This is a genomic window from Micromonospora sp. NPDC048843 (genome assembly GCF_040649965.1).
In the GTDB taxonomy this organism is placed as follows: domain Bacteria; phylum Actinomycetota; class Actinomycetes; order Mycobacteriales; family Micromonosporaceae; genus Micromonospora; species Micromonospora hortensis.
Map to the genome: position 1 here is coordinate 1 of NZ_JBEZGJ010000073.1, position 12,141 is coordinate 12,141.

Genomic DNA, 12,141 nt, shown 5'->3' on the forward strand with positions numbered 1-12,141 from the left:
GTCGTTGGCTGCCTGCGAGGGTGCCGTGCTGCTTGTCGACGCCGCGCAGGGCATCGAGGCGCAGACCCTGGCCAACCTCTACCTGGCTCTCGAGACGCGCGGCAGGCGCTCGCCGCCGCGCTCGCCGGTGACCTCGACGACGCGCTTCGGCTGGCGGACCGACTCCTGGCCACTGCCGCTCCCCCGGAGCGCTCCGAGGCGGCAGTGGTCGCCGCCACCGCCCTGGCCCACCGTGGTCATGTCGGTCGCAGCGTCGAGTTGTTCCGGTGGTCGGGCACCGCCTCGGCGGCGGCGTTCGCCATCGTCGGCGGGCTGGCCACCGGTGACCCGGCCGCCCGCAGCGAGTCACCGGCGGGTGATCCGGCGGGTGAACCCCCGACCCTGCACGCCAGCGCCGCCCGACTGATGGCCAACGGTGTACGGGAGAGCGTGACCGGCCCGCCGACCGCCGCGCTGTCCGCGCTCGTGCAGGCCGCCGCGCTGCTGGAGCCGGACGGCCGGGCGGCGCTGCTGCCGGACAGCCCGGCTGCCCTCGCCGCGTTGACGGCCGTGCACTGCGGTGAGCTGGACATCGCCGAGCGGGTGCTGCACCGTGCCCTGGGCGCCGGTGTCGGTGGCCCGCTGATGGCCCGCCGCCACCGGCTGTTGCAAGCCTGGATCCTGATGGTCCGTGGCGAGATCCACGCCGCCGGTGAGCGGCTCGCCACAGTGACGCTCGACGGGCGACCACTGGAGTCACGCGACCAGCTCTTCGCCGCCGCGATCCGGATGGGCGTCGGCCGGCGCAACAGCGACCTCGGGGCGCTCAAGCGGGGTTGGGGGCAGGCGCTGGAGGCCGTGGTGCGGCACCCCGTCGACCTGTTCACACTGCTGCCGTTGGGTGAGCTGGCCATCGCGGGCGCGCGGCTGGGTGACCTGGCCCGGCTGGAGCCGTACCTGCACCAGGGGCGTGCGCTGCTCGACCGCCTCGACAACCCGCCACTGTGGAGTGTGCCGCTGCACTGGAGCGGACTGCACGCCGCCATCCTGACCGGCGAGCCGACGACCGCCGACGAACACGTCGCGGCGTTGCTCGCCGCCGCTGGCCACAGCCGGTACGCGGCAGTGGTCGCCGCCGCCGCGGAGAGCTGGGTGGAGGTGCTCCGGGGGGTCGTCGACCCGACCCGGGTGGAGGCCGCCGCCCGAGGACTGCACGACACCGGGTTGTGCTGGGACGGCGCCCGCCTCGCCGGCCAGGCCGCCATCCGCACCGCGGACCGACGGGCGATGACCACCCTGCTGGAGTGCGCCCGAGCGTTGCAGGGGCGGCCCTCCGGTGGGCAGAGCGAGCAGACACCGACGACCGGTGCGAGCACGGCACGGGTCGCCGGCCCGACGCAGCATGGTCTCAGCGACCGCGAGTACGAGGTCGCCGAGCTGGTGCTGGCCGGATTGACCTACCGGGAGATCGGCGATCGGCTCTTCATCTCGGCCAAGACCGTCGAACACCACGTGGCGCGGATGCGCAACCGGCTCAACTGCGCCAACCGCACCGAACTACTGGCGCTGCTGCGCACCCTCGTCGCCGACCGGGCCAGCGACACGGCCGGTCAACCGTGGCCGCAGCGGGCGACCCGATGACCCGTGACGAGGTTCGGCTGATCCGGACCAGGCTGGCCGTGCTGGCCGCCGTGCTGGTCACGCTCTGGTCGTACGCGGCCTACGTGTCCAGCCAGGATGCCATCGACCTACTGCGCGTCCGGGCGCTGGCGGACACACTGGGCCAGCCCATCGACCGCCTGATTCTGGGCCTTCAGACGGAACGCCGGATCACCGTCGAGACGATGGCCGGGACGGAGCAGACGACGCCCGCGCTGGTCGGGGCCCGCGAAGGCACCGACCGGGCCGCCGCCGAGATCCGCGAGTTCACCAGGGGCCGCGACCTCCGGTTGCTCAGCGCCGGCACCGTGCGCGAGCGGGCCGGCGAGCTGGTCCGACGGCTGGACGGCCTGGGCACGACCCGATCCCAGGTGGACACCGGCCGACTCGACCAGGGCGCGGCAGTCGACGGGTACGACGAGGTCATCGACGTCGCCTTTCGGGTGTACGGCCCGGAGTGGGGCGCGTACGAGAGCGGGTTGGCCGCCGACACCCGCGCGGTGATCGCGCTGGCCCGCGCCCGGGAGTCGCTCGCCCGGGAGGACACGCTGGTCAGCGCGGCCCTGACCGGCGCACGGTTCGGCGTCGACGAGCGGCGCCGGCTGACCGCACTGGTCAGCATCCAGCGGTACGCGCGCACCGAGGCCGCGGCCGGCCTTCCGCCCGACGGCCAGGCCGAGCATCAGCGCCTCGCGACCGGCCCCGAGTTCGCGGCCCTGCTCGCGCTGGAGGACCGGCTGCTGCTCCAGGCCGGCACCGCCAACGCCCTGGCCGGTCTCACCATCCAGGGCTGGCGGGCGGCGGCGGACGCCGCCCTCGGCGCGCTTCAGGCACTGGTGACGAACACCGCCCGCAGCAGCGTCGAGCGGGCCACCCCCGGTGCCGCAGTGCTCATCGCGCGTACCGGGGCCGTCGTGGGGCTCGGCCTCATCGTCGTGCTGGTGCTCCTGCTGAGCTGGGCGGGCACCGTCCGACGCCTGACCGACGAGTTGACCACTACCAATGCCGACCTTCCGGCTCCGGTGCCGGACACGCCGGCCCCGGCTCAGGAACCGGCGATGCCGGGGGGCGACGCCGAGCGGGAGCTGTTCCTGGGGCTGACCCGACGCAACCAGGTCCTGCTGCGCGACCAGCTCAGCCTGCTGGACGGGATGCAACGTCGGGAACGATCCACCGAGGAGACCGGCGAGCTGTTCCAACTCGACCACCTCACCACCCGGGTCCGACGCAACGTGGAGAAACTGATCACCCTGGCCGGCGCGACACCCGCCCGCCGCTGGCGACGCCCGGTGCCACTGCTCGACGTGGCGCGCGGCGCGGTCGCCGAGGTGCCGGACTACCACCGGGTCCTGATCGCGCCGCACTGGCCGTGGTCGCTCGCGGGGTCGGCCGTCACTGACGTCATCCACCTGTTGGCGGAGCTGATCGAGAACGCTCTGGCCTTCTCCGGGGCGGAGACCACCGTCCGGGTCAGCGGCGAACAGCGACCGCAGGGGTGTGCCGTCCTCGTCGTCGACGACGGGCCCGGCCTGGACGCCGCCGCGCTGGTCGAGGCGAACCACCTGCTCGGCAACCCGCCACCGGACGGCCCACCGGTGGGCCTCGCCGGCTGGTACGCCGCCGCCGTTCTGGCCGAGCGCTGCGGCGCCCACGTCTCGCTGCGCCCCAGCCGGCGCGGTGGGACCGCCGCCGTCGTGCTCCTACCCTCCCGGCTGATCACGGTCACCGACACCGGCCGCACACCGGCAGACGCACCACCCGACACCCCGTACCCACCGGCCCAGACCGGCACCGACCCCAGCGGCAACGGCGCGCTGCCGACGCGGGTCCGCCACCCCGGGCCGACCGGCCCGGAAAACGGCAGGACCAGCCTCGACACTGTTGAGTTGCCAGTTGCCAGAACAGCAAGGAGACAACAATGACGTCTGCAGTGGTCACCGAGGACGGCCTGACCGACGCCCTGAACGACCTTGTCGACCGGGTGCACGGCGCGGAGTTCGCCGTGGTGCTCTCACCGGACGGGTTGCCGCTCGGTGGCTCGCGGCGGGTGGGGGCAAAGCTGGCCGAGCAGATCTCCGGCGTGGTCGCCGGACTGATCGCGCTGGGGCTGGCCGCCACCCGGACCTGTGACGCGGGTCGGCTGCGCCAGGTAGTGGTGCAGATGTCGCGAGCGTTCCTGTTCATCGCCACCATCCCGAACGGGACCATCCTCACCGTGCGGATCGCCGGTGACGACGTCGAGGTCGGTGACATGGCGTACGAGGTGGCGCTCTTCGTGGGGCAGGCCGAGCAGCACCTGCCGATCACGCTGGGCCCGGCCTCCTCGGTGACGATCGGGGACACTGGTGCACACCAGCGGCACCACTGACGAGGCATGGTACGACGATGACGCGGGCCCGGTCGCCCGGCCCTACACGATGACCGGGGGGCGCACCGCGCCCGCACGCGGCCAGTTCGACCTGATCTCCCTGGTCGTCGCCCGGAGGGGAGTCACGCCTCCCACACCGCTCTTCCCCGAACAGGCGCGGATCGTCGAGCTGTGTCACCATCCAGTGTCGGTGGCCGAGGTGGGGGCCGAGTTGGATCTTCCGCTGGGGACGGTCCGGGTGCTGCTCGGTGACCTGCTCGCGGCCGGGCTGATCGAGACGCACGAACCGCCGATGCTGTCGGAGCTGCCGACCGAGGATCTGCTCGAGGCGATACTCGTCGGGCTTCGCGGGCTGTGACCGGGCAGGTGCCACCCGCGACCCGGACGGATCGTGGGCACGCACCCGGCGACGAACTGAAGGAGAAACTGGCAGTGCCGGCAACACCACCCCAGCCACGCCGTACCGTGGCGATCATCCTGCTGGATCGGGTCGTGGCCCTCGTCACGGCCGCGCGGCGGGTGCTCACCGGTCGGGAGGACGTCTCGCGGGCCACCTGGGTGGCCGTCGTCGCGGCGCTCGGGGTGCTGATCGCGACAGTCGTGTCAATCGTCGGGGTGCTGCGTACGCCGGAGAAGTTGACGCCGGTGACCCTCGACCCGCCGCCGTCGGTCGAGCAGGTGGGCGCGTCACCGTCCGCCACTCCCCGAGCACAGGCGCGACCGGCGCTCACCAGCCCGGCGGTGACCGCTTCACCGTCCGCCTCGGCCTCCTCGGTGCCACCGGCCGTCGCGTCGTCGACCCGATCTACGCCGACCGGTGCGACAGCCGAACCCACCCCGGCGGCCCTGGGCGCGGACTTCGCCATCACTGACAACGCCCTGCTCAGCTACGGCGCGACAGTGACGATCAGCAATCCCGGCTCGGTCCCGGCACCCGGGTGGACGCTTGTCGTCACCCTGCCCCGGGAGTCGCTGGGGGTCAGCGGGGTCGAGGGGGCGCAGGCCAGCCGGGACGGTGCGGTGTGGACATTCGTGCCGGACCCGAACACCGGCCAGGTGCCCGGCAACGCCTCGGTCCGTGTGACGTTCCGGGTCAATGGATCGTTGACCGGTTCCGCCCCCAAGGCGTGCACGATCGACGGGGTCGCCTGCTCCGGCCTGTCGGACTGACCAGTCCGGGACGCCCCGATCGGGCGCGGTACACCAGGCGTTCCGGAGGCCGCCATGCCTGATTGATCATCAGTTCGGGCGCGCTTCGTACCGTTCCGGCCATGACTGTCCTACAGACATCACCGTCGCCTCGCCGCGCCGGGTCGCGCCTCGGCGCCCTGCGAACCCGGGCCGCCGCCTCCGTCGCCGCTCTCGCCCTCACCGGCGCTGCCGTCGCGGTCGCCGTCGCGACCTCGTCGCCCGCCACCGCCGAGCCGGGCAGCGTCGTCGTCTCGGAGAACTTCTCGGCCGGGTCACTGCCCGCCGGTTGGCACGCTGTCGACGGCACCTGGAAGGTCGAGAACGGCCGACTGTACGGAACCTCCGTCAGCTCCAGCGAGAACAACAAGATCACCTTTGGTCGGCACCTGAACGACTTCCGCCTCGAGGCGACAATGCGCTTCGAGTCGGTCTCGGCCGCCACCCGCTGGGCCTCGCTCGGCATCGACGTTCCCGCCAGTGGCGCGACCCCCTGGTGGATCGCCACCATGCGCAGCGGCACCACCGCCGCCAACGGGCTCGAATTCGCCCAGCGGACCCCTGCCAACGCGTGGGTCGTGACGAACACCGCCTCCGCCCCGTCCGCCGCCGGCACCGGGCGGGACGTGCGCGTCGCCGTCGAGGTGCACGGCAACCAGGCCCGCTGGATCTTCGACGGGCGGGAGGCGATGCGGACCAGCAGCCTCCAGCGTTCCGCCGACGGCGTCCAGGGGCTCTTCGTCAACGGCGCGACAGTGTCGTACGACGACGTCACAGTCACCGAGCTGGCACCGAACGGCTACCTCCGCCCCGAGGGCAGCCCGTTCACAGTGATCGCCCACCGGGGCGCGTCCGCCGCCGCACCGGAGAACACCCTCGTCGCCCAGGAGATCGCCCGCAAGGGCGGCGCCGACTGGATCGAGAACGACGTCCAGCCGAGCAAGGACGGCGTCCCGTTCATCCTGCACGACGGCACCGTCGACCGGACCACCGACGGCACCGGCAACATCCGGGACCTGACCGCCGCGCAGATCAAGGCCCTCGACGCCGGCTCCTGGTTCGGCCCGCAGTACGTCGGCGAGCGGGTGCCCACCCTCGCGGAGCAGCTCGCCGACCTGCGGACGCGCGGTGGCAACCTGCTCGTGGAGATCAAGGGTAAGCACACCCGCGACGAGGTCGCCACGATCATCCAGGTGATCCGGGACGAGCAGATGATGGGCCGGGTCTTCATCCAGAGCTTCGAGGTCGACGCCCTGAAGTACACCTACGAGATCGCCCCCGAGCTGCCGCTCGGCCTGCTCCGCAGCACACTGGACGCCGACCCGGTGGCGATCGCGAAGGAGCTGCACCTGACCGCGTACAACCCGGACGGCAACGCGCTGTTGGCCAAGCCGGAGGTGCTCGCCCCACTGCACGCCGCCGGGGTCGCCGTGATGGCCTGGACGATGGACTCCGCCGGCCTGTGGCAGCGGTTGGAGCGGATCGGCACCGACGCGATCATCACCAACCGCGCGGCGGAGCTGGTCGGCTGGAACTCGGGGTTCGTCCAGCGGGCCTCCGCCGACCCGACCGTGCAGATCACCTCGCCGACCAACGGGGCGCGGCTGGACCGGGCGCAGTCCCCGGTGATCGCGGTCGCCGCGACCAACGCGGACACCGTCACCGTGACGCTGGACGGTAAGAAGTCGGCCGCCGGGCGCAAGCTCGACCTGGCCAAGCTGACCGCCGGCCGGCACACCATCACCACCGAGGCCACCGGGCCCGAGGGCACCGCCACCGCGACCAGCACCTTCACAGTGACGGTGAGCCAGGCCGGCCTCGGCTACCTGATCCTCACCTCGGGCGCGGACCCGGCCGCCGTCACGGCGATGACCACCAAGCTGGCCCACGCCCAGTACGCCGAACTGGCCACCTACGCCGACCGGCAGGCCGGCAAGCTGGTGCCGGCGGAGATCGCCAGCATCATCGCCGCTGACGCGCGCACCCTCGCCCTGAAGTAGCGGCTCGAAGGGTGGCGCTGGTCCGATGAGGGCCAGCGCCACCCTTCGTCCTCAGTGAACGGCGACGGGCGACTCGGCACGCTCACAGTGCTGTCGCACCAGCGGCAGCGCCGGGGCCAACGCCAGCGCCATGCACAGGCCACCGATCGGAAGCAGATCGAGGGTGACCACCGGCAGGACGATGCCGGCGAGGAGCAGCGGCACACTCCACCACGCCAGCCGCCGTCGGGCGGCGAGCATGCCCGTGAGCACGAGCAGGCCGACGAAGAAGAACTGGGGTACGACGTCGTAGAAGGCCACCTCCACGCCGGGGATGTCCTTGAATTCCGCGCCGAGCCTCGACATCTCCGCCCGGTCCTCGGCCAGCAGCCCCTCGACGATGTCCGCGCCGAACTGCACCATCGTCGCGGCGAGCCCGACCAACGTGAAGGCCACCACCCCGGTGCGCCACGGACTGTGGGGCAGCAGGCGGGACAGCGCGAGCACACCCGGGACGAAGCACACCAAGCCGGCGAGGGCGACCAGGTGGGCGGCCTGCCAGTCGAGCCCGGGGCCGTACACCCCGTCGGATCGTGCCCACAGCCGGACCAGGCCGTAGGCGCCGAGGCCGACCGGGCCGGCGATCACGTAGAGCGCAGCGCGTTTCATGCCAGCCAGCATGTGGCTGCCGACGCCAGCAAACCTCCGGGAGGTTCCCTCGGGTCGCCCTGGCTTCCGTCTCAGGTCTTCCACCGAGCAACCCCGAGACCCCCACAGTCGACATCGGGGTGGCCCGTGCTCGCGGTGGCGCGCGCTCAGCTTTCGCTGATGAGGGGGGCGTAGTCGTCGCGGGTGAGCGGTCTGCTGGACAGGGAACCGTCGGCCCGGGGCACGCCGAGAGCCCTGCCGTCGCGCAGGAAGGCCACTGTGGAGATGTCCTCGCGGCTGGTGAGAGTGCAGACGATCTGCCCGAAGGCGAGGACCTCGTCGCTGCGACCGCCCACCTCTGCGGGTTCGTCCACCGCGACGAGGGCCTGCGTCCCTGTCACCGTCGCGCGGGCGGCGTTGACCGCCCCCGGCAACGCGCTGGTCAGATCGCCGTCCCGTTCGGCCCCGCTGGGCCCGGCGAGCAGGTGCCGCAACTGGTCCGCAAGGCTGGGTGCACTGTCGACCCGCCGGACCACGGGGACGATCCGGTTGTCCCGGACCAGGCAGAGCGTCTCGGCGGCGCTGCCGGCTGGTGCTGTGGTGTCGGCGGGAGCGGCGCTGCTCAGCGGCCCTCGTGGGGGCGGCACCGTGCGCGGGGTGTCGTCGGTGGGGATGCCGCATCCGGCCAGCAACACGGCGAGGGCCAACGGGGCGAGACGGCGGCGCCTCACGACAGGCTCTCCGGCAGGGTGACCCGGAAACAGGCGCCCCCGCCCGGACGGTCGGCGACGGTCACCTGCCCCGCGTGCGCGGCGGCGTGCTGGGCTACCAACGCCAGCCCCAGGCCGGTGCCGTCGCCGGCGCCACGGGTGTGGGCGGCTCGCCCGCGGACGAACCGGTCGAAGATCGCCTCGCGGTCCTCGACGGGAACGCCCGGACCGTCGTCGTCGACCTCGATGACGCCGCTGCCCCCGTCCCGGCCCAGGTGAACAGCAACCGGGCCACCACCGTAGGTGACGGCGTTGTCGAGCAGGTTCGCCAGGATCTGGGCGATCCGCCGCCGCTCGACCTGCCACGTCGGGGGCACGTCCGGTGCCAGGCGGACGAGGGCGCCCGGCAGGTCGTACGCGTCGCAGGTCTCCCGGGCAAGCTCCACCACGTCCACCGGGGCACGATGAGCCGGCTGGTCACTGCGGGCCAGGTCGATCAGGTCGTTGACGAGCCGTTGGAAACGGTCGATCTCGTCGGCGACGAGCCCGGCAGCGGTGGCCGTCCGTTCGTCCTGGTGTTCCCGACGGCGGGCCAGGACGCTGGCCGCCGCGGCGAGGGTCTGCAACGGGGAGCGCAGTTCGTGGCTGACGTCGGCGGCGAACCGGCGGTCCCGTTCGATGCGCAGGGCGAGACGGTCGACCATCTGGTTGAACGACGAGGAGAGGCGGGTGAGGTCACTGTCGGTGGCCGGGTCGAGCCGGGCGGTGAAGTCACCGGCGGCGATCTTCTCGGCCGCGTCGGCGACCGCTGTCAGCGGCCGTAACCCGTGCCGGGTGGCGTACCAGGCGAGGGTGGCGCCGGCTCCGGCGACCAGCACCGCGACGCTGGTCAGCGCGAGGGCCAGCACCCGGAACGTCTGCTCCAGCTCGCGCAGCGAGTTGACCTCGAAGTACGTCGCGGACGCGGACAGCGGCACACCGACCACCAGAACCGGTTGCCCGTCGACACGGACACGCTGCACGGCCGGCTCCCCGGCGGAGACGACCCGGAGCAGTTCGTCGGGGATGGCGGCCGTGGTGCCGGGATCGGCGGCGCGGGCGTACCACTCGCCGTTGAGGTGCAGCACCGGTCGACGGCTTCCGCCGGTGTCCAACGACCGGAGCACCTCCACCACGTCCGGGGTGTCGGTGTCGAGGCCGGCGTGCACCACGGCGGCGTCGAAGTAGGCGGCCCGCAGGGCGATGCGTTCGCGGTCGTCGAGCAGGGACCGGCGGGTCAACTCGTAGGAGATCAGGGCCATCGACGCCGAGAGCAGAAGCGCGCCGACGGCGAACGCGGCGGTCACCCGGGTGCGCAGTCCGAGGCGTCTCATCGTTGCAGCTTGTAGCCCAGGCCCCGCAGGGTGACCAGGTGCCGGGGATTCGCCGGGTCCGGCTCGATCTTCTGCCGCAGGCGGCCGACGTGCACGTCGACGAGCCGTTCGTCGCCGCTGTCGTAGCCCCAGACCCGTTGCAGCAACTGCTGACGGGACAGCACCCGACCGGCGTGCTCGGCCAGCTCACAGAGCAGCCGGAACTCGGTGCGGGTGACAGTGACCTGTTGGCCGGCGCGGCGCACCTCCCCCGCCTCCGGACTGATCTCCAACTCCCCAAAGGCGACCGCCGGCACGGGCTCCGGCGCCGTGGTCGTGACCACCGGCCGGGCACGGCGGCGCAGAGCCCGCAGGCGGGCCGTCAGCTCCCTGATGGCCACGGGTTTGACCACGTAGTCGTCGGCGCCGGCTTCGAGGGCGGCGACGATGTCGTCGGTGCCGTCGCGGGCGCTGACCACGACGATCGGGACGTCGTCGTCACGGCGCAGCTGCCGGATGCACTCGAAGCCGTCGAGACCGGGCAGCATCAGGTCGACGAGCACGTAGTCGGCCGGGTGGTGACGTTGGGCGCGCAGGCCCTCCTCGGCAGTGGCCGCGCCGAGGGCGTCGTAGCCCTCGTCCTCGAGTGCGAGCAGCAGCGCGAGCCGGATGCGGTCGTCGTCCTCGATCACCAGTACGGCGGTCATGCCGGAATCATGCTCGGCGGACCGCCGGGCGGCCAACCGTGCCCGCCAGCCGGCGGTTTTGTCACACAACTGTCACAGAGCCTTGCAGTGACCGCCAACCCCGCGAAGCACGGTGGAGAGGAAGCGAAGGGGCGAGGAGAGAGGGGTACGGCAATGGCGACGCCGGTGCTGCCCGCGCGGTACACGCTGCCGCTGGTCGAGGTTCGCGTCACCGAACTCGATCTGGCCTGCCTGCCGGAGGTCAGCGCGGTGTTCGACCGACTGCTGGCACTGCGCCCCGCACAGGTGGTGCTCGACCTGTCCGACTGCCGGCACCTCGACGCCGCCGCCATCGGCCTGCTGCTCGACGTGCACCGGAGGCTGACTCGCGCCGACGCGGCCCTCACCGTCCGCGATCCGAACCCCCGGGTACGGCGCATCCTGCACATCACCCGCCTGGATCAGGTGCTCTCGATCGTGAGCGAGGAAGGACCAGCAGCATGACCGTCGTCCCGGACGAGTATCTGATGACCCTGATCTGCGACACCTGCGGCGAGACCATCCGCGGCACCGCCTGCGTGCTCCCCGACGCCGAGGTCGTCTGGACCCTGGTGGCCGAGCACGGCTGGAGCGGTTCCCCCTTCGCCACCGGGCCGCACCGCTGCCCGCACTGCAGCCTCCTGCCCGCCTCGACCGGTGGCCACGCGTCACGCGACGACCACGGTCCCGGCGGCATCCTCGGCATCGACCACCTCGACGGCACGACAGTCATCGCCGCCGCTGGTGACATCGACCTCGACACCGGCGAGAACCTGCGCACGGCCCTGCGGCACGTGGCCGAGGTGGGCGGGCACGTCGTGGTCGACCTGAGCCGGGTGCACATCATCGACTCGACAGGCCTCGGTCTGCTCGTGCGCGCCCACCGTGATGCCCGCGAACGCGGTGTCACACTCTGCCTCGCCGCGCCGTCGCGATTCATCCGCACCGTCCTGCACACCATGCGTCTGGACGGGGCTTTCCCGATCTTCGACAGCCGCGACGACGCCCTCGCCCAGCTCGCCGACGGTGGCGAGAGGACCCTCCCCGAGGCCCACGCGGTGGCCGTTCCCCGCTGAGGGCACTGGGCGAGCCAACCGGGTGGCGAGCATGTTTCATGCTGGAGTAATGATTCGTTTCGTACTGAATGTGCTGTGGCTCGTCTTCGGCGGTGGCCTCGTGCTGGCGGTCGGCTACGGCATCGCCGCGTTGATCTGCTTCGCCCTGGTCATCACCATCCCGTTCGGCGTCGCGTCGCTGCGCCTCGCGGTCTACTCGCTGTGGCCCTTCGGCCGCACAGTGGTGCCCAAGCCGGGCGCGGGCGTCGGCTCCGGCCTGGCGAACATCCTCTGGGTGGTGCTGGCCGGATGGTGGCTGGCGCTCTCCCACATCGTCGCGGGCATTGCCCTCTGCGTCACGATCATCGGGATCCCGTTCGGCATCGCCAACTTCAAGCTCGTGCCGGCCGCGTTCTGGCCCCTCGGCCGCGACGTCGTCGACGCGCACTGAACACGGAAAACGGGAGACACCCGGTCT

At 72.2% G+C, this 12,141-nt stretch carries 13 protein-coding genes; 9 read left to right on the forward strand and 4 right to left on the reverse strand.

What is annotated here, in order from left to right; all coding sequences use genetic code 11:
* Positions 1–1,266: 1,266 nt before the first annotated feature.
* From AB0C20_RS18235 to AB0C20_RS18260, 6 genes are all read left to right on the forward strand, one after another.
* Entirely contained in the window at positions 1,267–1,620 is a 354-nt protein-coding gene (locus tag AB0C20_RS18235; protein WP_357568394.1) for a helix-turn-helix transcriptional regulator, read from the forward strand.
* Positions 1,617–3,560 (forward strand): nitrate- and nitrite sensing domain-containing protein, encoded by a 1,944-nt coding sequence (locus tag AB0C20_RS18240; protein WP_357568382.1) that lies wholly within the window; start codon positions 1,617–1,619, stop codon positions 3,558–3,560. Before AB0C20_RS18235 ends, AB0C20_RS18240 begins: the two co-directional genes overlap by 4 nt.
* On the forward strand, positions 3,557–4,006 hold the full coding sequence (locus AB0C20_RS18245; protein ID WP_145795838.1) for a roadblock/LC7 domain-containing protein: 450 nt from the start codon (positions 3,557–3,559) through the stop codon (positions 4,004–4,006). The genes AB0C20_RS18240 and AB0C20_RS18245 overlap by 4 nt, the downstream gene beginning before the upstream one ends.
* The gene (locus AB0C20_RS18250; protein WP_091399588.1) at positions 3,984–4,364 is read left to right on the forward strand and encodes a DUF742 domain-containing protein; all 381 of its coding nucleotides are present in this window, start codon (positions 3,984–3,986) and stop codon (positions 4,362–4,364) included. Before AB0C20_RS18245 ends, AB0C20_RS18250 begins: the two co-directional genes overlap by 23 nt.
* Before the next feature lie 74 nt (positions 4,365–4,438).
* Positions 4,439–5,176: a cellulose binding domain-containing protein gene (locus tag AB0C20_RS18255; protein ID WP_357189610.1), complete on the forward strand. Its 738-nt coding sequence runs from the start codon at positions 4,439–4,441 to the stop codon at positions 5,174–5,176.
* 101 nt (positions 5,177–5,277) lie between these two features.
* Positions 5,278–7,194 (forward strand): glycerophosphodiester phosphodiesterase family protein, encoded by a 1,917-nt coding sequence (locus AB0C20_RS18260; protein ID WP_357189608.1) that lies wholly within the window; start codon positions 5,278–5,280, stop codon positions 7,192–7,194.
* Positions 7,195–7,245: 51 nt separating this feature from the next.
* Here AB0C20_RS18260 and AB0C20_RS18265 read toward each other — a convergent pair whose 3' ends face one another.
* The 4 genes from AB0C20_RS18265 to AB0C20_RS18280 form a co-directional block, all read right to left on the reverse strand.
* Positions 7,246–7,842, reverse strand: coding sequence for a hypothetical protein (locus AB0C20_RS18265; RefSeq protein WP_357568383.1), 597 nt, complete (start codon positions 7,840–7,842; stop codon positions 7,246–7,248).
* A gap of 146 nt (positions 7,843–7,988) precedes the next feature.
* Entirely contained in the window at positions 7,989–8,552 is a 564-nt protein-coding gene (locus AB0C20_RS18270; protein ID WP_357189605.1) for a GerMN domain-containing protein, read from the reverse strand.
* Positions 8,549–9,904 (reverse strand): HAMP domain-containing sensor histidine kinase, encoded by a 1,356-nt coding sequence (locus AB0C20_RS18275; RefSeq protein ID WP_357568384.1) that lies wholly within the window; start codon positions 9,902–9,904, stop codon positions 8,549–8,551. Before AB0C20_RS18275 ends, AB0C20_RS18270 begins: the two co-directional genes overlap by 4 nt.
* On the reverse strand, positions 9,901–10,590 hold the full coding sequence (locus AB0C20_RS18280) for a response regulator transcription factor (protein WP_357189601.1): 690 nt from the start codon (positions 10,588–10,590) through the stop codon (positions 9,901–9,903). Before AB0C20_RS18280 ends, AB0C20_RS18275 begins: the two co-directional genes overlap by 4 nt.
* A gap of 153 nt (positions 10,591–10,743) precedes the next feature.
* Between AB0C20_RS18280 and AB0C20_RS18285 the strand changes: the two genes are divergently transcribed.
* The 3 genes from AB0C20_RS18285 to AB0C20_RS18295 are packed head-to-tail and all read left to right on the forward strand — an operon-like array spanning position 10,744 to position 12,114.
* Complete coding sequence (locus AB0C20_RS18285) at positions 10,744–11,073, forward strand: STAS domain-containing protein (protein ID WP_357189599.1); 330 nt, start codon at positions 10,744–10,746, stop codon at positions 11,071–11,073.
* Positions 11,070–11,684: an STAS domain-containing protein gene (locus AB0C20_RS18290; protein ID WP_357568385.1), complete on the forward strand. Its 615-nt coding sequence runs from the start codon at positions 11,070–11,072 to the stop codon at positions 11,682–11,684. Before AB0C20_RS18285 ends, AB0C20_RS18290 begins: the two co-directional genes overlap by 4 nt.
* A 49-nt stretch (positions 11,685–11,733) precedes the next feature.
* The gene (locus AB0C20_RS18295; RefSeq protein ID WP_357568386.1) at positions 11,734–12,114 is read left to right on the forward strand and encodes a YccF domain-containing protein; all 381 of its coding nucleotides are present in this window, start codon (positions 11,734–11,736) and stop codon (positions 12,112–12,114) included.
* Positions 12,115–12,141: the final 27 nt, after the last annotated feature.